We start from the raw sequence: 23,284 nt of genomic DNA, 5'->3' as shown, positions 1-23,284 counted from the left end.
TTCGATAAGTCATGTGTGCTTTGCACACGCGCTCCGCATGGAGTGTTTTCGTTATCCGATCTAGTTTAGGTGGTCACCCATGACTACGAAGCGCACTTTCCAGCCGAACAACCGTCGTCGCGCCAAGACCCACGGTTTCCGCAAGCGCATGTCCACTCGCGCCGGACGCGCCGTCCTCGCCGCACGTCGCCGTAAGGGTCGCGCCAAGCTCTCTGCGTAAATGCTCTCTGCAGCGAACCGACTGCGCAGGCCGGAGGACTTCCGCTTCGCCTTCCGCTCGGGGTTACGCAGCGCAAACAGATACGTCGTCGTTCACGTCGTGAAGGGCGAACCGCAAGCCGGCCCTCGGGTCGGCTTCACTGTTAGTAAGAAGGTGGGCAACGCCGTCGTACGAAACAAGGTACGCCGGCGTCTTCGCCATATTATGAGGGACCACCTCGACGTCGGTGCGGAGCTCGTCGTCGTGCGCGCGCTACCCGCCGCGGCGGAGGCGAGCTACGAGGAGCTGACCCGGGCCGTCGTCGTGCAACTCGAACGTGCGGGGGTGACGCGTGGCTAAGGGCGTCTCTCGCGCGCTGCAAGCCGGCATCCGCTGGTACCAGCGCAGCATTTCCGCAGGTCAGCCCAGGCGGTGTCGGTACCAGCCGACATGCTCGGCCTACGCTTTCGAATCAATTGAAGTTCACGGCGCGATTAAAGGTACACTTTTAAGTATCTGGCGGTTGCTGCGGTGTAATCAATGGTCGAAGGGCGGGGTGGACTGGGTTCCCGAAAAGGGAAAGTGGCCCACCAAGCCGTTAGGCTACAAAGAACTCATCGCACTGCGCGAACAGCAAGAACACGACCATCAGGCAGATAGCCATGGCGATGGTCACGACGCTTAGGAGCGTATAGGTGGATACCATCCTCTTCCCCCTCATGTGGGTCATTTCCTACATCATGTACGGGATTCACACCGCACTGACCGCGATCGGGATGCAGGCGGGCGCCGGGCCCGCGTGGGTACTGTCGATCGTGGGCCTCACGATCATCATCCGCATCCTCATCATCCCGCTGTTTAATAAGCAGACCAGGGCCTCGCGCGCATCGCAGGAGCTCGCACCCGAGATCCGCAAGATCCAGAAGAAGTACAAGGGGCGTACCGACCAGGTCTCCCAGCAGCGCCAGCAGGAAGAAATGATGGCGCTCTACCGCGACCACGGCACGTCGCCGTTTTCGGCCTGCCTCCCGGCGCTCATCCAGATGCCGATCTTCTTCTCCCTTTTCCGCCTGCTCTACGCGGTTTTGCCGATTTCCACCGTCTCGTACCAGCGCCCGTCGATTGGCCCGATCAACCAGGCCGTGGCCCAGGAGATCGGCGAGTCTACGGTCTTCGGCGCCCCGCTCGTGTCCTCGATCTCGACGGCGAACAGCTTTTCCCTGCCCACGAACGTCATCGTGGTGGCCGTGGTGCTCATCGCCCTCATGATGGCCACCCTGTTCTTCTCGCAGAAGCAGATCATGACGAAGAACCTGCCCGAGGACTCGCAGGACCCGGACAACCCGGCATACAAGATGCAGAAGTATATGCTTTACGGCATGCCGTTGATCTACCTGTTCTCCGGCTCGGTTTTCCAGGTGGGCGTGCTCGTGTACTGGCTGACCGGAAACATTTGGAACATTGGCCAGCAGACTTGGCTTATCACCAAGAACCCCGCGCCCGGCTCGCCGGCCTATAAGGCCCGCCAGGAGCGGCTGCGCGCCAAGCGCATCGCCAAGGGCCTGCCGCCGGAGGAAGAAGAGTCGGCCACCGAAGTGTCGGTGGGTCAGCGCGAACAGCCCCTCGGCAAAAAGCGCTCCAAGAAGGCCGCAGCGAAGGGCGTTGAGCCCGCCGCCGACGTCGTGAACGGCGCCGCCGCCGACATCGCCGAAGAAGAGTATGAGATTCGGGGACTCGACGGACTCACCGACGCCGAGCGCGCCCAGAAGCGCTACGAGCGGCGGATGGCCGAGCGGCAGCGGTCGAAGACCAAGAAGAACAAGAAGCAGCAGGCCAAGCAGCGCCAGCAGAACCAAAAGAAGCGCAATTTTTAGGGGATAAAGATGAGCGAAGATACTTCCAAGCTTGATCAAGAAGGCGACATCGCTGCAGACTACCTCGAGGAGCTGCTCGACATCGCGGACCTCGACGGGGACATCGAGATCGGTGTCGAGGCCGACCGCGCCTCCGTGGCGATCGTGTCTGACGACGGCGGGGACCGCCGGCTCAAGCGCCTCATCGGCCGCAAGGGCGAGGCACTCGATTCGCTACAGGAGCTGACCCGCCTGGCGGTCCAGCAGGAGACCGGCGAGCGTTCGCGCCTCATGCTCGACATCCTTGGCTACCGCGACAGCCACCGCCGCCACATCGCGGAGATCGCACAGCGCGCGGTGGACCGCGTGGAGGAAACCGGAGAGCCCTACTCGATGAAGCCGATGAACCCGTTCGAGCGCAAGGTGGTCCACGACGTCGTGGCCGCCGCCGGGCTTGTGTCTGATTCGTCGGGCGTGGGCCAGGACCGCCACGTGGTCATCACCCTTCCCGATGATGATTACGACGACGACTACTCTGGCGACAGTGCTGAGAGTGCGGAAAGTGCCGACAGCGGGGAGAGCGCGGAGAGCGCCGAGTCCGCGGACGAGTAAGCAACGCTGATGCGGGGGCTGGCTGCGGCTGGCCCCCGTTTCTGTAGGTAGTGGTAGAAGAGGGAGCGTGTAGAGATGTCGGATGCGAGGAAGTCCGGGTGGGAGCCGGCGAGTGCGCGTGTTGACGTGGTGAGAGTGGAGCCCACGCCGGAGGGCGGCGCAGGTCACTTTGGTGTTCGCGAGTGGGAGCGGCTCGTTCGCTTCGGAGAACTGCTCGTGGAGCAGGGTGAGCTGCGCGGCCTCATTGGGCCGCGGGAGCTGGACCGCTTGTGGTCGCGCCACCTGCTGAACTCGACTGCCGTGTCGGAGTTCGTGCCCAACGGGATGAGGATCGCGGACGTAGGGGCGGGAGCCGGATTTCCTGGAATGGTTCTCGCTATCATTCGCCCTGACCTTGACGTCGACCTCATCGAACCCATGGAACGACGCACCGACTGGCTCCAGTTCGTCACCGATGAACTGGCGTTGGAGAACGTGAACGTCATCCGCGCCAGAGCCGAAGATCTACCGAAGACATATGCCGTGGACGTCGTGACCGCCCGCGCAGTCGCCGCCCTCAAGAAGCTACTCCGCTGGACGCTACCACTACTCAAGCCCGGCGGACGGCTTGTCGCACTCAAGGGGCAGCGGGCCGAGATTGAAGTAGCCGAGGCCGAGAAGCAACTCAGGAAATACCGGGCACAGTCTGCGCGAACGATGGACGTGGATGTGTGGGGAACTGACGAGGGCACAAGGGTAGTTGAGGTCGTCAAGATGAAGTAGTGAGCGGTTCAGGCTTTGTAGTCGGAGTCTGGCCGTCAGCGCGATGCTTCACGTGAAACAGTGTCGCGAGTAGCGAATGCTGCGCGAATGTTTCACTTGAAACATCGGGCATTTGGTTTCGTCTGCGGTAGAGACGCCGGTTCTTAAGGCTGTGAAACTTCATTTCGCCGCCCCGGTGTCGCCACCTGCGGTTCGGGTCGTTCTTTATTTACTTTCTGGCACCTCCGCACTTCCGTTTCACGTGAAACATCGCAGCCGGCCGAGCTATCTGGCTCCCCACGGTTCTAATGCCGTGTCGTACCGAAGGAATTAAGCGTTTCACGTGAAACAGCAAATATGTCTGTGACAGCCTTCCCTCCATTCGACTGCAATGCAGGTATTTGAACTTACAGCCATGCGTTTAACCTGAGGCACTACGGGCGGTTATAACGCCGTGCCTCCGCTGGCACTTCACGTCGTGCGCTGTTTCACCGTTTCATGTTTCACGTGAAACACCGCTCTGGAGCTTCTGTCTGCGGAAGTGTCGCCGGGACGTTCGGCAGGGAGTGTCATTTTTCCGGTCCTTCGTAGTTACTTCGGGCGCTGCTCGGGACAGGTCCTTCGGTAGCTTCCTTTAGATTTCCGTTTCACGTGAAACGTCATAGTCTTTTGAGGCGGCTTAGTCTGCAATTCCTCGTAACGTGCCGTCGCTCTTCGGTTGTTGAACGCTTCATTTAAAAATTTTCGAATTGAGTAAACTATATCGTTCCCGCCAACGTATAGCACAAGACAGTTGGGAACCGAATAGTGTTTCACGTGAAACGGTTGATAGGCCCTGTGGACATCACAAGTGCTGTAGAGAGGCGCGACTGTTTCACGTGAAACGCGGTCAGTTTGATGGAGAAATTAAGCAGTCAACGTTCGTGCGCGGGGCCGATGTTTCACGTGAAACAACGCTCGAAAGAAGTTCAGAAGCGCGATTGTCGGGGCACTCCGATAGAATGAACTCCTAACAACCCGAGGAGCAGAAGTGGCAGATCCCAGACGTCAAGCCGAGCGTCGCCGCGGCACTGAGCCCGTCAAGCGTACTTTTGAAGAGCAATTCACGGAAGCGGCATCCCCAGTGGGTGCAGAACTCCTCCGTGACAGGAAGACACTGCGAGGACTTCGCGGAAAAAAGCTTCCCAAGCCCGAGCAGACCAGAATCATTGCGGTCGCAAATCAAAAGGGCGGCGTCGGAAAGACGACCACGGCGGTGAACATCGCTGCGGGACTCGCGCTCGGTGGTCTCAAGGTGCTGGTCATTGACGCGGATCCCCAGGGCAACGCCTCGACGGCTCTTGGAACTCCGCACACGCCCGGCACCGAGTCGCTGTATGAAGTCATGATGGGCCAGAAACCTCTCGATGAGGTCACCTACCAATGCCCGGACATCGTCAACCTGCAAGTGGTTCCATCGACGATCGATCTTTCGTCGGTCGAGGTCTCACTCATCATGGAATTCCGACGGGAATACCGCCTCAAGGAAGCGATAGAAGCCGCTAACCCGGACGTCGACTACATCATCATCGACTGCCCGCCCAGCCTCGGGCTCCTCACGCTGAACTCCCTCATCGCCGCTCGCGAGGTGCTGATCCCCATCCAGGCGGAGTACTACGCACTGGAGGGCCTGACCCAGCTGGTCAACACCATCAACATGATCAAGGAATCAGCGAACCCGGAGCTGCACATCTCCTCGATCCTGCTCACTATGTTCGACAAGCGCACCAACCTGTCACAGGACGTCGCTGCCGATGTGCGCGAGCACTTCCCGGAGCAAACCCTCACGGTCGAGATCCCTCGCAACGTGAAGATCTCCGAGGCGCCCAGCTTCGAGCAGACCGTGCTCACGTATGACCCGCGTTCGGCCGGAGGCGTCGCCTACCTCGCCGCCGCCCACGAGATCGCCAACCGGAGGTAAGAATGGCTGACAAGAGAAGAGCACTCGGACGCGGACTCGGCGCGCTGTTCCCCGAGGAACAAAAGGAAACGCGCAGTCGGGCCACGGACGTTTTCTTCAGCTCGCCCATCGCGAAGGAGACGACAAGCGCCGACACTTCGGACAATTCGGACACTGTGGTGTCTGAGGCAGATACGGTGAAGGAATCCGGCGAAACGAAGCCGGCAACTGCCCGGAAGACCACGGCAAAAAAGACAACCGCGAAGAAGGCCGCTTCGGAGGCCAGTTCTTCGGAGGATTCCATGCTGTCCGAAAATGCAGCCAAGGAAGGCGCCGGCCTGGAAATCTCGCTCGACTTGGCGGCAGGTTCGGGAACAGAAACCGCAAGCGAGCCGGGTGTGCCCGCCAAGGGCAAGGGCCGGGCTGGTGGAACCCCCACGGGCATGGGCATGCCTGACCTGGCCACCGCTGCTACTGCTGACACCGCTGATCCCAACGGGCTGCTCCCCGTCCCGGGCGCCACCTTCGGCGACATTCCCGTCGACGCCATCATTCCCAACACCCGCCAGCCGCGCGAAGTCTTCGACGAGGACGATCTCCAAGAGCTCGCAGACTCGATTGCGGAGGTCGGGGTGCTGCAGCCGATAGTCGTGCGCGGGCTCGCGGAGCACCACCCAGACAACCCGGACGCGCAATACGAGCTCATCATGGGCGAACGTCGTTGGCGAGCTTCGCAGCGGGCGGGCAAGGACACCGTCCCCGCGATCGTCCGTCACACCGACGACGCCGACCTCCTGCGCGACGCCCTCCTCGAAAACCTCCACCGGGCAAACCTCAACGCCCTGGAAGAAGCGGCTGCCTACCAGCAGCTCCTCGAGGACTTCCGGTGCACGCAGGAAGAACTCTCCCGGCGAATTGCTCGCTCGCGCCCGCAGATCTCCAACACGCTACGCCTGCTCAAGCTACCCCCGCTCGTCCAGCGTCGGGTGGCGGCCGGCGTTCTCTCGGCGGGACACGCCCGCGCCCTGCTCGGGCTCACGGATCCCGCGGCGATGGAGCGCCTCGCCCAGCGTATCGTAGCGGAGGGCCTCTCCGTTCGGCAGGTCGAGGAAACCGTGGCGATCGGGGAGGACTACGCCCCCGCACGTGCACGGGGTCCCCGCCGCGGCCGTTACGCGGAAGAGCTCAATGAGCTCGCGGGCCGCCTCTCGGACCGGTTCAACACCCGGGTCAAGGTCAACATGGGCTTGACCAAGGGGCGGATCGCCATCGAATTCGCGACGATCGAAGACCTGAACCGGATCCTCGACAACCTCTCTGAGGGTGCCGTGGCAGTCGAGGCAGAGAGCGGTGCGGCGCAACAAGCCTGAGATCTGCCAGCGCAACATGTGCGGCGAACCGGGTGAAACTCATGACTCCCGCGTCGTCGCTGACGGCACTCGCCAGCGTTGCTTGCGTGGCCAGCGCCCGCCCTACTCCTGGGCGGCGTCGGCGGAGTGCGCGGCCGTTGTGAGGATGTCGAGGTAGACGTCGTCGAGCGTGCGGCCCTGGCGGCGCGCCAGCGCGGCCGCGCCCTGCGGGAAGATCGAGGTCTCGCTCATGCCGGGGGTGATGTTGACGTCGAGGAACCAGGCCTGGCCCTCGGCGTCGACCATGACATCCGTGCGCGACAGGTGGCGCAGCCCGAGCGTACGGTGCACGGCCTCGGCCATCTCGCTGACCACGTGCGTCACCTTGTCCTCCTCGTCCGCAATGAGGTACTCCACCCGGCCGGGGTTGTATCGCGCGTCGTAGTCGTAGGGGCCGGACGCCCGGACTTCCACCGGCGGCAGCGCCCGTGGGCCCTCCCCAAGGTCGGCGACGCCGACGCCGAATTCACGCCCCGCGATGTGCTGCTGGATGAGGGCCACATCCCCGTACGCGAAACAGTCCACCATCGCGCCCGGCAGCGCCGCGCGGTCAGACACGATCGACAGGCCCATCGAGGACCCAGCTTTGGTGGGCTTCACCACCAGGGGGAAATCGAAGCGGTGCTCCACCAGGTTCAAAATGTTGCCCACGCCCACCTCGCGGAACAGGCTCTGCGGAAGCGCGAGCGAATCGGGCACCCGCAGCCCGGCGCGCGCCAGCACCGACGCGGCCACCGACTTGTCCGAGGCCAGCCGGCATCCGAAGGCTTCTGAGCCGACGAACGGGTACCCGGCCAACACCAGCAGGTCCTGCAGCGAGCCGTCCTCGCCGATGGATCCGTGCACGAGCGGCCACACGACGTCGGGCTCGATCGCGTCCAGGCGCTGGAGGAGCTGGGCGTCGACGTCGAGAACCTTGACCTGGATCCCGGAGTTCCGCAGCGAATCGGCCACGCGGCGGCCGGAGTGGAGCGAGATCTCACGTTCGTGGGTGAGGCCACCGGCGAGCACAGCTACTGTCATCGGGCCCATCATTACCTACCTTAGGTTCGAGTTCGGCGTTTCCACGCCGGAGTTGGTGTGACGATTGGGGTTGCCGAACATCTGAACGGTGTCGAGTTCGGCCTCGAGCACGGTGGACAGGCGCCGCACGCCCTCCTTTATCCGCTCCGGGGTGGGGTAGCAGAAGGATAGGCGCATGTGGTCGCGCCCCTGCCCGTCCGCGTAAAATGCTGTGCCGGACACGTAGGCCACGAGATTGGTGGTGGCGCGCGGAAGCATCGCCTTGGCGTCGATCCCGTCGGGTACCTTCACCCACGTGTAGAACCCGCCCTCGGGCACGTTCCACGAGCATTGCGGCAGGTACTTCGCCAGCGCGCCCGTCATCGCATCCCGCCGCTCGCGGTACATCGAGCGGTAGGACTTGATCTGCGCCATCCAGTCGTACGTGCGCAGGTATTCGGAGATCGACAGTTGGCCCATCTTCGTGGGCGACAGCACCGCGTTCTCATTCGCCAGCACCAGTCGCTGAATGACGGCGTGCGACGCCAGCGCCCAACCCACGCGATACCCGGGCGCGAAGGTCTTGGAAAACGAGCCGAGATAGATTACCCCGTCGGGGTTGAAGGTCTGCAGCGGGGTCATCGTCACGTCGTCGAAACCGAGCATCCCATACGGGTTGTCCTCGAGGATGAGCACGTGGTGGCGCTTACAGATCTCCACGATCTGCGGGCGGCGCTCCAGCGACATCGACACGCCCGCCGGGTTGTGGAAATTCGGCACGGTGTAGAGGAACTTGACCTCACGGCCCTCGTTCTCTAGCTTGGTCAGCGTCTCCTCGAGCGCCTCCGGGATCAGCCCGTCCTTATCGAGCGGCACGTGCACCACGTTGGCCTGGTAGGCGCGGAACACACCGAGCGCGCCCACGTAACTGGGTGCCTCGGCCACGATCACGTCGCCCGGGTTGATGAAGATCTGCGTGATGAGGTCCAGCGCCTGCTGCGAGCCGGTGGTCACCACGATGTCGTCGGGGTGGGCGCGAATACCTTCTGGGCGCATGATCTCAACGATCATCTCCCGTAGCTCTTCCTCACCCTGGCCGCCACCGTATTGCAGCACCTGCGTGCCGCGTTCGCGGATGAGCTTGGCAGACATTTCCGCCAGGAAGTCGAGCGGGAGGCCCTCGATGTTCGGCATGCCGCCGGCGAGCGAGACGACCTCCGGGCGGTTCGCCACTGCGAACAGCGAGCGGGTCTCGGACTGGCGCATGCCAAGTGCCCGGTCCGCGTAACGGTCAAACCACGGATCCAGGCGCGTGCCCGATCCCGTGGCGGCTAGTTTGCTCGCGATGCGCTCGTTCATCTCATTCCTCTCCCACGCCGACGCTACCACTTTGCCTCCCACCCGCGCAGAATTGTCCACAGGCTACCCAACGACGCCGGCCTGCCGGCTTGCGCCCAACGGCCCGCTGGCGTCACAAGCGCTTGTTAACCGACGACGCCGGCCCGCCGGTCAGCCGGCCAGTGCCTCCAGGTAGGCTTCGGCGTCGAGCGCGGCCTTGCAGCCCATGCCCGCGGCGGTGATCGCCTGCTGGTAGTGGGAGTCGACGACGTCGCCGCACGCGAACACGCCCGGCACGCTCGTTGCGGTGCTGGGCTCGGCCACGGTGATGTAGCCCTTGTCGTCGAGCGCGATCTGGCCCTTGATGAACTCGGTGCGCGGCTCGTGGCCGATCGCCACGAACAGGCCAGTCACGGGTAGCTCGCGGGTCTCGCCCGTCACGGTGTCACGCAGGGTGAGGGAATCAAGCTTGGCTGAGCCGTTAATCGATTCAACCACGGAGTTCCAATGCATCTTCACCTTGTCGTTGGCGAGCAGGCGGTCGGCCATAATCTGCGAGGCGCGCAGTTCGTCGCGGCGGTGAATGACGTGAACCGTGGTGCCGAAGCGCGAGAGGAATTGGGCCTCGGTCACGGCCGAATCGCCGCCGCCGACCACCGCGATCTCCTGGTTACGGAAGAAGAACCCGTCGCACGTGGCGCAGTAGGACACGCCCTTGCCCGACAGCTCCTCCTCGCCGGGCAGGCCCAACTTCTTGTACTCCGAACCGAGCGCGAGGATGACGGTCTTGGCCTGGTAGGTCTCCTCGTCGGTGACGACCTCCTTGACCTCGCCCTCGAGCGTCATGGACTCCGCGTCCTCGTAGCGCACGTCCGCGCCGAAGCGCTCCGCCTGCTCCTGGAGCTTCTCCATGAGGTCCGGGCCGAGGATGCCCTCGGGCCAGCCGGGGAAGTTCTCCACCTCGGTGGTCTGCATGAGCGCGCCACCAGCGCTGACAGCGCCAGCGATGACGACGGGCTTGAGGCCGGCGCGGGCCGTGTAAATGGCGGCGGTCCATCCGGCGGGGCCGGAGCCGACGATGACGACGTCGTGAATAGTCACTCTTCCTCGTTTCTACTTCACATGAATTTCGGACACGATCATTTGCGGTTCACCCGCGCTGTTGAGGGGCAGCTCGGTCATCCAGATGACGAATGACGTGCCGGTGAGCGGCTCGCTTAGCGTGAACGTGGTGCTGCCATCCGCGGGCCCTTCGGCGAGGACCTTGCCTGCCGAGGGTGCATCCTTAACGGTGTCGCGGATCTGAATATTCCCGCCGGTGTTGCCCACGGTGTCGATCGTGACCTCGGCGACTGTGGCCTCCTGCTCGAGCTCTACATAGAGGCCAATACCGGACATAGTGTACATATCGGGCGAGCCGTACGTCCACGACTCCCACTCCGTCTCCGGGTTGCCATCCACGGCGAGCGGCACGATGCTCGGGTTGTCCAGCGTGGCCGGGTCTGTGCCGCGCAGCAGGCCGGCGTCGGGGCTGACCAGCTCGGCCGCGGCAATGGCGGGCGCCACGGTAGGGGTGGGGCTCGGCTCGGCGGTAGGTTCGGCCGTGGCCGAGGGCTCCTCCGTGGAGGGCACGTTCGTGTCCGGATCGACCAGCGTCACCGGGGCGACCGGCGCCGTCAGCGTCTTCAATCCCAACCAACCAAAGAAAACGATGCCGACCGCGAACAGCGGCAGCACCACCTTCGACACGTCGAACTTTTTCTCCCGCTCGCGCTCGTACTCGGTGAGTGCGGGCTTTGGCGTGGGCTTGGTAGCAGACTTTGCTAAGGGAGCGCCGGCGGGCTTCGGATCGGGTCTCGCGGCGGGCTCAGCCGCGCGCGCCGCCATGGCCGTGCGCGTGATGCGCTCCGGCTCGGTGACCTCACCCTCAAGCACGCTCACACGCTTCGGGCCAGACTTCGCCTCGGGCACGACGCTCTCGGGCTCGCGGTCAACCTGCGACTTGTCGCCCTCGTCAACGACGTCGGCCTCCATCTCGGCTGCCGACTCTTCCGCTGGCATGACGGCAGTCTGGGCCTCCTCGGGGGAGAAGGCCTCGGTGGCCGGGCCCTCGGGTTCATGGGAAAGGTCGGGCCACGCGATTGGCGAGGAAAGCTTGGCATCCCCGTCCAGGCCGAGCGCGTCGTCGACCACCTGCGCCGCCTCGGCCTTCGTTTCGGCAGGCTGGTGCACGGGTTCGGGCTCTGCAGCCGCAGGCTCCTCGATGTCGGCCGCGGCGCCTTCTGCCCCAGCGTCTTCTGCCTCGTTCTCGATGTCGGCCGCGACTATCTCGATCGTGGCCGGCTCGCCCGCAAGTTCCTCCGCGGGCTCGTCCGCCGTCTCTACGGCGCCCACGCCCTCAGCGCCTACCTCTTCTTCGTGCGCATCAATCGCCTCGGGCTTGAGCGCCGGCCACTGCGGGCGCGTCTTCGGTGCCGTGACGGGCGGAATGCCGTCAGCCGCGGTGGCGGCGTCGTTGGCCTTCCCAGGCAAAGCCGCCACGTCGATCGCGTGCCAGGGCACGAGCGAGCGGGTGAGGTCGGCGGGCGAGGTGGCACCCTGGCCCTCGGACTCGCGCGTGAGCAGGGAGTCGAGCACGGGAGGCAGATCGAGCTGGCGGGCCTCATAGATGGCCGAGTCGTGCTCGGAGGGCTCGGGGAAGTCGTGGCCGAGCAGTAACGACGCGCACAGCACGCTCAGCCCTCGCGCCTCGTCGCGGTCGAGGTCGGCGCGGTCCTTCGACGTGTCAGCCCCGGCCAGCGCGCCGAAAACCCCCAACCCGTCCACGATCACGTCGCCCTCGGGCGTGAGGAAGATGGTCCTGCCCGTGCAATGCAGGTGGCGCACGCCGCGCCGGGCGGCGGTGGCGATCGCGCTCGCGGCCTCGCCAATAATGGAGGCCACCTGCTCGGGTGGCAGCGGCGTGCCGATCAGGTGCTGGGAGACGGGACTGCCCGGCGGGATCTCCGTGATGATCGCCAGGTCCTCCGAATCCACCTGCACGATCGACACGAGGTGCGGGTCCGCCACGAGGGAGGCGCGGTGGGCGGCGTCGATCGTGGGTTGGGCGCGCGGGGAGTCGGGGTCAACGACGATGGCGCGCACGTGCCGCGACAGCACCACGTCGAGCGCCACCCACACACTCGCCTGATCGCTCGGCTGATGCTCGTACGGGTACAGCAGATCGAACCGGTCGGCGATGCGCTGACCAGCCTGCGCGTATGTGTTCACGTCTCACTCCCTCGTCAATCTTTGCCAAAGTCTACCGCGACCGTGTCACGATCGCCTTGATGCCGCCACGAAATCGTCCGGCTGCACGGGCTTGGAACGGCGGCCATCGCGCACTGACTTCACCAGGCCGATAAGGAACACGAGGCCCACGGCCCCGGCGATCACCACGGTGCCCACGTTCTCCCAGTCCGCCCGCACCCGCACGCGCAGCACGTCCTTAGCGCCGACCACCGTGCCGTCCGCGTTCGTCACCGTCACCTCCACGTCCAGGTTGCCCGAGCCGTGAGCCTCCACCGGCACCGAGACCGTGGTGGTCGACGACCCCGGCAGTGTCACCTCCACCGGCGACGGTGCGCGCAGGCGGATGTCCGGCACATCGAGGTGAACGGTTACGGTCACCGGCTGATGGAAGCCGTTCGTCACCTGCACGGGTAGTGCCGAACTTTCCGAGATGAGGTTGATCGTGGAGGTAGTGGAGACGTGGATCGTCTCGAGCTGGGCGGGCGTGGGCGCGATCGTGCGGATGAGGGCTTCGCGCCCGGACGGGTTTCCGCGCCACGACACGGAGGTCAGCTCCTGCGCCGCGGTGGTGGCGGCGGCCACCTTGGCATCGGCGTCGGGGAAGATCGCGGCCACGGCGCTGAAGGCGGCCAGTGCGTGGTCGATCGCGGTGACCTCCCCGCGCGTGAGCGCGCCGGAAGGTTCGGTGTCGGGCTCGGTGAGGACGCGCTCGGTGTCGTCCGGCTCGAGGCCAATGAGAGCTTTGACCGACGACGCCGTCACCCAGCTTGCGTCCAGCACTGCGGCCACAGCCGCGCGGGCGGCGTCGCTCGCCCCCCGGGGCACGGCGAGGACGTAGGGGCGCGGATCGTTGGGGCGCTGGCGGTGGTGGACGGCGGAAAGGGCGACCGCGACCTGGCGGGTGTCGAGCGTGTCGAGGGCGACGTCGTCGCGGCCGATCACCTGCAACTCGCCGGAAAGCACGTCGGAAGCGAGGGAATTGGTGACCAGCAGCGGCTCACCCTGGAAGGTGGTGACGGCCGAGGGGGTGTAGGTGAGCGTGTCGGCGGGCGCGTAGTCGGCGTCGGGGACAAGGACGGTCATGCCCAGGTCGTGGGCGAAGGCGATGTCGTTGGCGGTGGGAGACGAGGCGGGCAGGAACACGGTGTTCGTGGCGAGCTCGCGCGCTTGCTGCTCGCGGTCGAGGGCGGACAGCGCGGAGATGTCCGCGTCATAGGCCGGCAGGGCGAGGAGGGTGGCGCGGTCCGTGCTTACCGGCAGCTCCCGGTCCACGGCCAGCGTGACGCCCGCGATGTCCCAGGCATCCACCTGCTTCGTGACGTCGGGGAGGAGGGCGTCGGTGTCGGAATCGGTGGCGGGGGCGTCAAGGAGCAGGTTGATCGGCTCGGAGCTGATCGCCGAGACGGGCACCACCGCTGTGGCCGGGAACGGGGTGAGCTCGGCGGAGGAGGCCACCACAATCATCGTGCGGTCAAAGCCGACCGGGCCGTCGTCAGTGGACAGCTCGATCTCAATGCCGCGCGGGCCCCACGTGAACTCGCCGGTGGGCCAGGGCAGCTCGGTGTCGGGAAAGCTGAGACGCAGCGTGATGGTCTGGCCGGGGGCGACGCTGCGGGAGATATCGGTGCGGGCGACGTCCCAAGAAGGGGTGACGTCGGCCATCCAGCGATGCACCGAGAACTCGGAGACCGCGGTGGTGGCCTGCGCGCGCAGGTCGGCAGAGGTCAGGGTGAGCGGGGCGGTGCCCGTGTTCGTCACGTCCACCGACACCACCAGGTCCTGGCCCGCCTCCAGGACGGCGGGGGCGTCGGAGATGGTGACGGCGGGCTGCGCGGAGTCGGCTTCGGCGCTCGCGGTCTCGGAGCTGGTGCCCTGGGCGCCGGGCCGGGCGTCCGTCGTCGCGAAGGCGGGCCCGGAGGCAGACAGCGCACCGGGTATACCCACCACGAGCGCGGCGACCAGCGCCGCCACTAGGCGTTTCATTCGCGGCCCCCGTACAGGATCGCGCGGGCCATGCCCACAATGCGGCGTTCGTTGGGGTAGACCAGGCGGGTGGCGACCTTGTCGATGCGCACCCACTCCACGTCCTCAGCCTCCTGGTCCGGGTCGTTATCCACGGTCAGCTCGCCGGAGAGCGCCTCGAGGAGGAAGTGGTGGACGACCTTGTGCACGCGCTTGTCAGTGGAGGAAAACCAGTAGTCGATGGAGGCCAGGTGCATGAGGGCGCGGCCGAAGATACCGGTTTCCTCGCTGACCTCGCGCACGGCCGCCTGCTCGGGCGTCTCGTCGCCCTCGAGGTGGCCCTTCGGCAGGCACCACTCGAGGCGCCCGCCGCGATTACGCCGGGCGATGACGGCAACGTAGGCCTGGCCGCCTTTGACCGAGACGATGACGCCGCCCGCGGACGTCTCGTTGACGACCGGCAGGTTGTGGATACGAACCACTGGTCGTCTGCGGCGCGACCCCCTGGGAGGAGGGGCCGGGAATCTTCTTGACATCTTATTTCTACTGTAGTGATCTAGGTCGAGGAAAGTGCTCACGCACCCGGTTTTCTGGCACTCTTAAGGAGTGACTGAACGCGATACCACTTCCTTGACGACGACGGACGCCGGCACGAACCAGCGCGCCCGGCTTCTCGTGCAGGGACACCGATCCCTGTCCGATCTGCCTGAGGCAATTCTTGAACTAGGATCTATTTTCGCACGTTCCGGGCACGAATTGGCCCTCGTTGGCGGGCCAGTTCGAGATGCCTTCCTGGGCCGCGCTATTCACGACTTTGATTTGACGACGTCGGCGCGTCCCGATGAGACGATGGCCCTGCTCGGCGAGTGGGGCGACAAGGTGTGGGACATCGGCAAGGACTTCGGCACGATCGGCGCGGCGCGCTCCGGGCTGGTCGTGGAGGTCACCACCTACCGCACCGAAACCTACGATCCGGCCTCCCGCAAGCCCGAGGTGGACTACGGCGACACGCTGGAGGGCGACCTCACGCGGCGCGACTTCACGGTCAACGCAATGGCGGTGCGCCTGCCCGAGCTGGCGCTCGTGGACCCGTGCGGCGGCCTGGATGATTTGATCGACGGCGTGCTCGAAACCCCGGCCCCGGCCCGGCAGTCCTTCGACGACGACCCGCTACGCATCATGCGCGCCTGCCGTTTCGCCTCCCAGCTGGACTTCGACGTATCCGAGGAGGTCATGGGCGCGATGGCTGACATGGCCGCCCGCCTGGAGATCGTCTCCGCTGAGCGCGTGCAGGCCGAACTCGAGCGCCTCATGATCGGCGCCAACCCGCGCAAGGGCCTGGAACTCATGGTGGAGACGGGCGTGTGCGACGTCGTGCTCCCCGAATTCTCCGCGCTCCGCGAGACCGTGGACGAGCACGGGCGCCACAAGGACGTCTACGAGCACACCCTCACCGTGCTCGATCGCGCGATCGCGCTTGAGACCGACGACGACGGCCCCGTCCCCGCCCCCGACTTCGTGTTGCGCTTCGCCGCGATCATGCACGACGTCGGCAAACCCGCCACCCGCCGATTCGAGCCCGGCGGCGCGGTGTCCTTCCACGCCCACGACATCGTGGGGGCGAAGATGACCCGCAAGCGCATGAATCACCTGCGCTTCCCCAAGGTGGTGACGAAGGACGTCTCCGCTCTGGTCGCCCTTCACCTGCGCTTCCACGGGTACGGCGAGCAGAAGTGGACGGACGCCGCCGTGCGTCGGTACGTCACCGACGCCGGCCCGCTACTCGAGCGCCTCAACCGGCTCACCCGCGCCGACTGCACTACCCGCAACCGGCGCAAGGCCGCGTGGCTGTCCGCCGGGATGGATGACCTCGAGGCGCGCATCGTTGAGCTGAAGAAGCAAGAGGAGATCGACGCGATCCGCCCCGACCTCGACGGCCAGCAGATCATGGATCTGCTCGGCCTCAAGCCCGGCCGCGAGGTCGGCCAGGCGCGCTCTTACCTCCTGGCCCTGCGCGTGGAGGAGGGGCCGCTCGGGCAGGAGGAGGCCACGCGCCGTTTGCTGGCCTGGTGGGCCGAGCGGGGCGAGGAGTAGTGGCTGGCCCGAGCCGAGAGAAAAGCGCGGGCCGGGACGCCGGCGTCGTGGGCGAGGAGCTCGAAGCGCTCGGTGAGGCGCGCGGGAAGCCGGCCGAAGAGCTGGGCGGCGAGAAGCCGGGGATGCTCGAGCAACTGCGCCAGTGCGCGCAATATCCGAAGTACCGCAAGCTGCTGGTGATCCGGATCGTGTCGCAGACCGGCGACGGGGTGTTCCAGGTCGGGCTCGCCACGCTGTTCTTCTTTAATCCGCAAAACGCGACGACAGCGGCCGGGGTGGCCGCGGCCTTCGCGGTGCTACTCCTGCCGTTCACGGTGGTCGGGCCGTTCGCCGGCACGTTGCTGGACCGGTGGAGCCGGCGCCAGGTGTTGTTCGGCGCGAATCTCATCCGGATGGCGCTCGCGGTGGTGTTGGCCGCGCTTATCTTCGCGGCCCCGACGCACTGGCTGGTCTACGTGCTGGCGCTGGTGACATTGGGGGTCAACCGCTTCTTGCTGTCGGGGCTGTCGGCCGGACAGCCGCATACGCTGCCGAAGCACCTGCTGGTGATGGCGAACTCCATCACGCCCACGCTAGGTTCGGTGGCGGCGGCGCTCGGCTCGGGCCTGGGACTGCTGCTCAGCCTCGTTTCGGCCGAGTCGATGCGCAACGCGATGGCGCTCATGATGGCCGCGGTCATCTTCGCAATGGCCGCGATACTCGCGCTGCGGCTCGGCCGCGACGAACTCGGCCCCGAGGCCCGCCCGACCACCACGCTCGGGACGGACCTGGCCGGCGTCGTGCGGCGGATGTGGGACGGGGTCGTGTACCTCACCCGCCGCGGCACGCCCATGTACGGGCTGACCGTCATGGCCACCCACCGCTTCCTCTACGGAGTCAACTTCATCGCGCTGCTCCTCATCTCGCGCAACCTGCTGGCCGATCCGCACGACGCCGGCGCCGGGCTCGCGATGTTCGCTCTGGTGGCGGGGGTGTCGATAGTGGGCAACGGGCTGGCGATCGTGGCAACGCCCACCGTGTATCAGTGGATCTCGCCGGCGGCGTGGATCGTGGTGTGCCTGGGGATCTCGGCAGTGTCGCAGACGCTGCTGGTGGCCACATACAAGATGCCGCTGCTGTACGTGTCGGCGGTGCTGCTGGGGCTAGGCGTGCAGGGGGCCAAGATCGCGGTGGACACGATCGTGCAGGCCGACACCGCAGATTCTTTCCGCGGGCGGGCCTTCTCCCTCTACGACATGATGTACAACGCCGCGTTCGTGGGCGCGGCCGGGCTGGCCGCCGTCGCGCTACCGGACACCGGCTGGGAGCCCTCCGTGTTTGCGGTGCTCACCGTGGTCTACATCCTGCTCGCCGGCTGGTACTGGTACATGGTCAGCCGGATCGGCAACGCCCCGCGCGAGGCGTAGGCGGCGGTTGGCCGGGCGGCCTGACACAACTCGTGAACCTGAGGCATACCAGGCCCCTATAGCGATCGGTAGCCGGTATATTCACGACTTCTGCCAGGCGCAGTGCTGGGCACTGGGCGCGAGGGGCGTGAGGGGTGTCGTGATGGGGACCTTCCCCGCGAGTGTCGGAGGAAGGTGAGATGATGAAGTCATGACGAACGAAGACCTTCCCCGCGAGCTCCCCGAGGAGGAGCCGCCGGCGCCGCCGGTGCAGATTGAGGACCGCGAAACGAGCGGCCTCATGATTCTCGTGGTGCTCGCGCTCATGACAGTGCTGGGGATCGGCCTCAACGCCATCTCCTCGGTGTTCACGCCGATCTTCCTGGCGCTCACGCTCGTGCTGGCCGTGCGCCCGATCGGGCAGAAGATGATCAAGCACGGCCTGCCGTCGTGGCTGGCGGCCACCGTGGTCATCACGGTGCTCGCGCTCATCGTGTTCGGGATGCTCGGGGTCACGATCCTGCTGCTCACGCCCGTGCCGCAGACGCTGATGAACTACTCCATCAACTTCGAGAACACGATGGACCAGGCCACTGAACTGCTCACCCGGCTGGGGTTTGAGAACGTGGAGCTGTCAAACTTCTTCGACCAGATCAACTTCAACTCGGTGGTCAGCCTGGCGTGGGAGCTGGTGGACAAAATGTCGTCGGTGGGCGGGCTCATCGCGATCGTGGGAGTCGCTGCGTTCTTCATTACCATCGACACCACGATCACCTCCGGGCGTGTGGCCATCATCAACAAGCGCCACGCCAACATCGGCCGGGCCATGTCCGACTTCGAGCGGCGCGTGCGCTCCTACTGGGTGGTCTCCACCCTGTTCGGCCTGATCGTGGCGGTGATCGACGGCTTCGCCCTCCAGGTGATGGGCGTGCCGCTGGCGTGGACATGGGCGTACTGGGCGTTCGTCACCAACTACATTCCCAACATCGGCTTCGTTATCGGCGTCATCCCGCCCATGCTCATGGCGCAACTCGACCAGGGCTGGCAGGCGATGGTGTGGGTGCTCGTGTTGTACTCGATCATCAACGTGGCGATCCAGACCTTCATCCAGCCCAAGTTCACGGGTGACGTGGTGGGGCTTTCGCCCACGGTCACCTTCATCTCGCTGGCGTTGTGGACCGTGGTGGTGGGCATCCTCGGCTCGATCCTTGCGGTGCCGCTCACATTGTTCTTTAAGGCTCTGCTAGTAGACTCCGATCCACGCGCCCGCTGGCTCGATGCCTACCTCATCTCCGAGCAACACATCGTGCGAAAAGACAGGCAGGGAGCGTACGCCGTCCCCACTCCCAAGGAGCGGCGGCGGAAAATGAAACGTTCGCGGCCCACGCGCGCGAAGAACTGAGAGGCAGCGATGGCAGGAAAAGAGAAGAAGGCGAAGGCAAAAGGCCGCGGTTATCCACGCGAGGGCCTGGGGCCGATTCGCCGCTGGATCCCGTCGTGGCGCTTCTTCCTCGGCACGTTCTTCGCTCTGACCGCGCTGGGGATCGGCGCCCTCGCCGGCCTGTACGTCACCACGAACATCCCCGAGGTGGACGACTTCGCGCTCGCGCAGACCACGAAGGTCTACTACTCCGATGGCGCCACGGAGCTCGGATCGTTCTCAGAGCTCAACCGCTCCTCGGTGTCCCTGGCCGACGTGTCGGAGCACCTCCAGCACGCCGTCATCGCCTCGGAGGATTCGTCGTTCTACGAGAACTCGGGCGTGGACCTGCGCGGCATCGCGCGCGCCCTGTGGAACAACATCCAGGGCAAGCCCACCCAGGGCGGGTCCACCCTCACCCAGCAGTACGTGGAGCGCTACTACACAGGCACCACCACCTCGCTGTTCGGCAAGCTCAAGGAAGCGATCCTCGCGCTGAAGATTGACAGTCAGCAGTCGAAGGAAACGATCCTTGAAAACTACCTCAACACCATCTACTTTGGGCGCGGCGCCTACGGCATCGAGGCGGCAGCGCAGGCCTACTTCGGCGTGCCGGCCAAGGACCTGACGCTGTCCCAATCCGCAACGCTCGCCGGCATCATCCCCGCACCCTCGGCGTGGGATCCGGCCGTCAGCCCGGAGCGGGCCGAACAGCGCTTCGAGCGCGTCATCGCCCGCATGGTCTCCGAACGGTGGATCACGCAAGAAGAGGCGGATACGGCGTCGTTCCCGGAAGTGCTCGAACCGAGCAAGGACAACGCGTATGCGGGAACGGACGGGTACCTGCTCGCGGCCGCGCGCAACGAACTGGTGGACAACGGGTTCACGGAGGAAGAACTGGCCACCGGCGGCTACCGGATCGTCACCACGATCGACGCGGCCAAGCAGCAGGCCGCCGTGGAGGCCGTGGCGAACCTGCCACAGGACAAGCCCGATAACTACTACGTGGGCCTCATCTCGGTCGATCCGCGCAACGGGGAGATCTACGCGATGTACGGCGGCAAGGACTACCTGGAGCGCCAGCGCAACTCGGCGCTACAGGACCGGGCGCAGGCCGGGTCCACGTTCAAGGCCTTCGCGGTAGCGGCCGCGATGGACGCCGGCATCTCTCCGCTCGAGCGCTACGATTCGCCGGCCACCTACACGATCGCCAATCCCGGTGGCACCGACCTGACGTTCAACAATGTGGACGGGCGCAGCTACTACAGCGTGCCGCTGACGAACATGACCGCGCAGTCGCTCAACACCGGCTTCATCAAGCTGAATGAGGAGATCGGCCCGAACAAGACGCGGGACATGGCGGTCAAGCTCGGCCTGCCGGAGGACACCCCGGGTCTGGATAACGGGGTGGGCAACGTGCTCGGTTCGGCCTCCCCGCGAGCGGTGGACATGGCCACGGCGTTTAGTACGATCGCCAACGGCGGGGAGAAGACCACCCCGCACATCGTGCGCGAAGTCTTCCAGGGCGAAAACCGGATCTACACGGGCAACACCGTTGGTGAGCGGGCGATCAGCGAGGAGACGGCCCAGCTGTCCACCTACGTCCTCGAAAACACGCTCAAGTACGGTGGCACGGCCGCCAACGCGGCGCTGCCTGGCCGCGAGGCGGCCGGTAAGACGGGCACGTCCACCGGCCCGAAGTCGGCGTGGTTCGCCGCCTACGTCCCGCAGATGGTCACGGTGGTCAACATGTACGCCGTGGGTGAGGACGGCTCAGAGGCCGTGCTCGAACCGTTCGGTGGGGTCTATCAGGTGGCCGGCGGCGATTTCCCCGCCCAGGTGTGGCACGACTACATGGCGACGGCCACCGCGGATATGGACGTGGAGTACTTCCCGAACGTCGACACCCTGATTGGCCAGCTGACACCGAAGCGCACCCCGGCGCCCGCGCCCGAGCCCAGCGAGGAGCCTTCCGAGGAGCCGAGCGAGGAGCCGAGCACCGAGGCCCCCACCACCGAGGCTCCAACCCAGGCCCCCAGCACCCCGGCTCCCACGGAGGCGCCAAGCGAGGAGCCGAGCGCGCCCCCCAGCCCGGAGCCGGAGCCCGATCCGTCGTCAGAACCTGCCGACGGCTAGGGGGCCGGCACCGGGCGCGAAGCGAGACGCCGGGTCTGGGCCGTTGGGTGTGAGGTGCCCGGGCGGCGTCGCGCGCGACCGCCGGGCATCCACATGTGGCGCATTGCGCAGTGGCCTAAGCGCGCGGATGGGCTAGAATTGGTCTTTGTCTGTCTATGACAGAGCATGAACCCTCCTGTCACGGAAGGACCGTGACCGTTGAGACCAAAGGAGGTGGGTAGACATGCGTAGTTACGAGATGATGATCATCCTCGACCCGGAAGTGGACGAGCGCACCCTCCAGCCCACGCTGGACAAGATGCTCGCCGTCGTCCCGGCTGAGGGCGGATCCCTCGACAACGTGGACATCATGGGCAAGCGTCGCCTCGCCTATGACATTAACAAGAAGAGCGAAGGCATCTACGTCGTCGTGTACATGACGGCCGAGCCGGACACCGCCAAGGAACTCGATCGCCAGCTGGGCCTGAACGAAACCGTCATGCGCACCAAGCTGCTCCGTTACGAGCCCAAGGCCGCGGCGGCAGCCGAGTAAGAAGGAGAAGGACATGGCAGGCGAACCGATTATTACCGTCGTCGGGAATCTCACCGCAGATCCGGAACTCAAGTATGTTGGCTCGGGTACGCCAGTCGCTTCCTTCACGGTCGCTTCGACCCCGCGTACCTACAACCGCAACACCAACGAATGGGAAGACGGCGAAGCCCTCTTCATTCGTTGCTCGGTGTGGCGCGAATACGCAGAGAACGTCACCGAATCCCTGTCGAAGGGCATGCGCGTGGTCGTTCAGGGCAGGCTCCAGATCCGCAACTACCAGCGCCAGGACGGCTCGCAAGGCACGTCCGTGGAAATGCAGGTAGATGAGGTCGGCCCGTCGCTGCGCTACGCCACGGCTCAGGTCACCAAGACCAACCGCTCCGGCGGCGGTCAGGGTGGATACAACCAGGGCGGCGGTTACCAGGGCGGCTTGGGCCAGCAACGCGGTCAAGCATCCTACAACGCGCCTCAGGGCGGCTCGGGCCAGGACCCGTGGTCGCAGGCGCCAAGCGGATCGGCATTCGACGACAACCCGCCGTTCTGATCCACCATTGTTAACCGGCCAGCGGGCAGTGCTCGCCGCCGGAATGTTCACAGATAAAGAGGAATTCAATCATGGTCGCAAAGCCTGTTTTGCGTAAGCCCAAGAAGAAGTCAAACCCGCTGAAGGCTGCGAAGATCGAGCACGTCGATTACAAGGACACCGCCACGCTTCGCAAGTTCATCTCCGACCGTGGAAAGATTCGCGCTCGCCGCGTCACCGGTGTTTCCACCCAGGAGCAGCGCCAGATCGCCCGCGCCGTGAAGAACGCTCGCGAGATGGCTCTTCTTCCGTTCTCGAGCTCGAACCGCTGAGGAAGGGGATAAATAAATGAAGGTCATCCTGACTCACGAAGTTGAAAAGCTCGGCCAGCCGGGCGACGTGGTCACCGTCAAGGACGGTTACGGCCGCAACTACCTGATCCCGCGCGGCTACGCCACGGCGTGGACCAAGGGCGCTCAGCGTCAGATCGATCAGATCAACGAGGCCCGCCGCCGCCGCGCCACCGAGGATCTCGAGTCGGCACGCGAGTCGCGCGACGCGCTCGAGACCGCCACCCTGCAGATCGCCAAGACCGCCGGCGCGAACGGCCGCCTCTTCGGCGCCGTCACCACCGCCGACGTGGCCGCTGCTGCCGCTGCCGTCACCGGCAAGCCGGTGGACCGCCGCCAGGTGCACCTGGTGTCGGCCATCAAGTCGGTGGGCGAGTACACAGGTTCGGTGAAGCTGGGCGAGGAGATCGTGGCCAACGTGAAGATCAACGTGGTCGCCGAGTAATCCGATCAGCACGCGGCTGAAGCCGCACAGGGGGCGGGGCGCGGGAGCGCCCC

At 65.4% G+C, this 23,284-nt stretch carries 22 protein-coding genes; 16 read left to right on the top strand and 6 right to left on the bottom strand.

Annotation, left to right across the window (positions count from 1 at the left end; all coding sequences use genetic code 11):
• Positions 1–79: 79 nt before the first annotated feature.
• The 8 genes from rpmH (at position 80) to HMPREF3167_RS06535 (ending at position 6,714) form a co-directional block, all read left to right on the top strand.
• On the top strand, positions 80–220 hold the full coding sequence (gene rpmH, locus HMPREF3167_RS09465) for a 50S ribosomal protein L34 (protein ID WP_024963111.1): 141 nt from the start codon (positions 80–82) through the stop codon (positions 218–220).
• Entirely contained in the window at positions 221–559 is a 339-nt protein-coding gene (rnpA, locus tag HMPREF3167_RS06560) for a ribonuclease P protein component (RefSeq protein WP_068538923.1), read from the top strand.
• Entirely contained in the window at positions 552–884 is a 333-nt protein-coding gene (yidD, locus tag HMPREF3167_RS09460) for a membrane protein insertion efficiency factor YidD (RefSeq protein WP_083281110.1), read from the top strand. The genes rnpA and yidD overlap by 8 nt, the downstream gene beginning before the upstream one ends.
• Before the next feature lie 10 nt (positions 885–894).
• Complete coding sequence (gene yidC, locus HMPREF3167_RS06555; protein WP_068538924.1) at positions 895–2,073, top strand: membrane protein insertase YidC; 1,179 nt, start codon at positions 895–897, stop codon at positions 2,071–2,073.
• A gap of 9 nt (positions 2,074–2,082) precedes the next feature.
• Complete coding sequence (locus HMPREF3167_RS06550) at positions 2,083–2,664, top strand: Jag family protein (protein WP_062612867.1); 582 nt, start codon at positions 2,083–2,085, stop codon at positions 2,662–2,664.
• Between the two features lie 75 nt (positions 2,665–2,739).
• Positions 2,740–3,426 (top strand): 16S rRNA (guanine(527)-N(7))-methyltransferase RsmG, encoded by a 687-nt coding sequence (gene rsmG, locus HMPREF3167_RS06545; RefSeq protein WP_070446155.1) that lies wholly within the window; start codon positions 2,740–2,742, stop codon positions 3,424–3,426.
• A 1,102-nt stretch (positions 3,427–4,528) separates the two neighbouring features.
• On the top strand, positions 4,529–5,365 hold the full coding sequence (locus tag HMPREF3167_RS06540) for a ParA family protein (RefSeq protein WP_068538927.1): 837 nt from the start codon (positions 4,529–4,531) through the stop codon (positions 5,363–5,365).
• Positions 5,366–5,523: 158 nt separating this feature from the next.
• The gene (locus tag HMPREF3167_RS06535) at positions 5,524–6,714 is read left to right on the top strand and encodes a ParB/RepB/Spo0J family partition protein (RefSeq protein WP_371440124.1); all 1,191 of its coding nucleotides are present in this window, start codon (positions 5,524–5,526) and stop codon (positions 6,712–6,714) included.
• A gap of 102 nt (positions 6,715–6,816) precedes the next feature.
• Here HMPREF3167_RS06535 and HMPREF3167_RS06530 read toward each other — a convergent pair whose 3' ends face one another.
• The 6 genes from HMPREF3167_RS06530 to HMPREF3167_RS06505 all read right to left on the bottom strand — a co-directional run bounded on the left by HMPREF3167_RS06530 (position 6,817) and on the right by HMPREF3167_RS06505 (position 14,882).
• Positions 6,817–7,788, bottom strand: coding sequence for a D-alanine--D-alanine ligase family protein (locus HMPREF3167_RS06530; protein WP_070446151.1), 972 nt, complete (start codon positions 7,786–7,788; stop codon positions 6,817–6,819).
• Positions 7,789–7,791: 3 nt separating this feature from the next.
• Positions 7,792–9,114: an aminotransferase-like domain-containing protein gene (locus HMPREF3167_RS06525; RefSeq protein WP_062612877.1), complete on the bottom strand. Its 1,323-nt coding sequence runs from the start codon at positions 9,112–9,114 to the stop codon at positions 7,792–7,794.
• A 150-nt stretch (positions 9,115–9,264) separates the two neighbouring features.
• Positions 9,265–10,194 (bottom strand): thioredoxin-disulfide reductase, encoded by a 930-nt coding sequence (gene trxB, locus HMPREF3167_RS06520; protein WP_062612879.1) that lies wholly within the window; start codon positions 10,192–10,194, stop codon positions 9,265–9,267.
• 12 nt (positions 10,195–10,206) lie between these two features.
• Positions 10,207–12,363, bottom strand: a complete 2,157-nt coding sequence (locus tag HMPREF3167_RS06515; RefSeq protein WP_070446150.1) for a protein kinase family protein — start codon at positions 12,361–12,363, stop codon at positions 10,207–10,209.
• A 45-nt stretch (positions 12,364–12,408) separates the two neighbouring features.
• The gene (locus HMPREF3167_RS06510; protein ID WP_143602081.1) at positions 12,409–14,367 is read right to left on the bottom strand and encodes a DUF6049 family protein; all 1,959 of its coding nucleotides are present in this window, start codon (positions 14,365–14,367) and stop codon (positions 12,409–12,411) included.
• Complete coding sequence (locus tag HMPREF3167_RS06505) at positions 14,364–14,882, bottom strand: NUDIX hydrolase (RefSeq protein ID WP_082661100.1); 519 nt, start codon at positions 14,880–14,882, stop codon at positions 14,364–14,366. The genes HMPREF3167_RS06510 and HMPREF3167_RS06505 overlap by 4 nt, the downstream gene beginning before the upstream one ends.
• A 70-nt stretch (positions 14,883–14,952) precedes the next feature.
• Here HMPREF3167_RS06505 and HMPREF3167_RS06500 point away from each other — a divergent pair, with 70 nt between their 5' ends.
• From HMPREF3167_RS06500 to rplI, 8 genes are all read left to right on the top strand, one after another.
• On the top strand, positions 14,953–16,440 hold the full coding sequence (locus tag HMPREF3167_RS06500) for a CCA tRNA nucleotidyltransferase (protein ID WP_083281109.1): 1,488 nt from the start codon (positions 14,953–14,955) through the stop codon (positions 16,438–16,440).
• Complete coding sequence (locus tag HMPREF3167_RS06495) at positions 16,440–17,846, top strand: MFS transporter (protein WP_246825745.1); 1,407 nt, start codon at positions 16,440–16,442, stop codon at positions 17,844–17,846. Before HMPREF3167_RS06500 ends, HMPREF3167_RS06495 begins: the two co-directional genes overlap by 1 nt.
• Before the next feature lie 190 nt (positions 17,847–18,036).
• Positions 18,037–19,227 (top strand): AI-2E family transporter, encoded by a 1,191-nt coding sequence (locus tag HMPREF3167_RS06490; RefSeq protein WP_062612894.1) that lies wholly within the window; start codon positions 18,037–18,039, stop codon positions 19,225–19,227.
• A 9-nt stretch (positions 19,228–19,236) separates the two neighbouring features.
• Positions 19,237–21,381 (top strand): transglycosylase domain-containing protein, encoded by a 2,145-nt coding sequence (locus tag HMPREF3167_RS06485; protein WP_062612896.1) that lies wholly within the window; start codon positions 19,237–19,239, stop codon positions 21,379–21,381.
• Positions 21,382–21,604: 223 nt separating this feature from the next.
• Positions 21,605–21,913: a 30S ribosomal protein S6 gene (gene rpsF, locus HMPREF3167_RS06480; RefSeq protein WP_062612898.1), complete on the top strand. Its 309-nt coding sequence runs from the start codon at positions 21,605–21,607 to the stop codon at positions 21,911–21,913.
• 13 nt (positions 21,914–21,926) lie between these two features.
• Positions 21,927–22,457 (top strand): single-stranded DNA-binding protein, encoded by a 531-nt coding sequence (locus HMPREF3167_RS06475; RefSeq protein WP_062612900.1) that lies wholly within the window; start codon positions 21,927–21,929, stop codon positions 22,455–22,457.
• A 71-nt stretch (positions 22,458–22,528) separates the two neighbouring features.
• A complete protein-coding gene (gene rpsR / locus HMPREF3167_RS06470) occupies positions 22,529–22,768 on the top strand; it encodes a 30S ribosomal protein S18 (protein WP_038101734.1) in 240 nt (79 codons plus the stop codon).
• 16 nt (positions 22,769–22,784) lie between these two features.
• Entirely contained in the window at positions 22,785–23,231 is a 447-nt protein-coding gene (gene rplI, locus HMPREF3167_RS06465) for a 50S ribosomal protein L9 (RefSeq protein ID WP_062612902.1), read from the top strand.
• Positions 23,232–23,284 lie beyond the last annotated feature (53 nt).

Origin of the sequence: Trueperella sp. HMSC08B05, assembly GCF_001808405.1 — a bacterium.
GTDB lineage: Bacteria > Actinomycetota > Actinomycetes > Actinomycetales > Actinomycetaceae > Trueperella > Trueperella bernardiae.
This window is presented reverse-complemented; position numbering and strand designations above follow the sequence as displayed.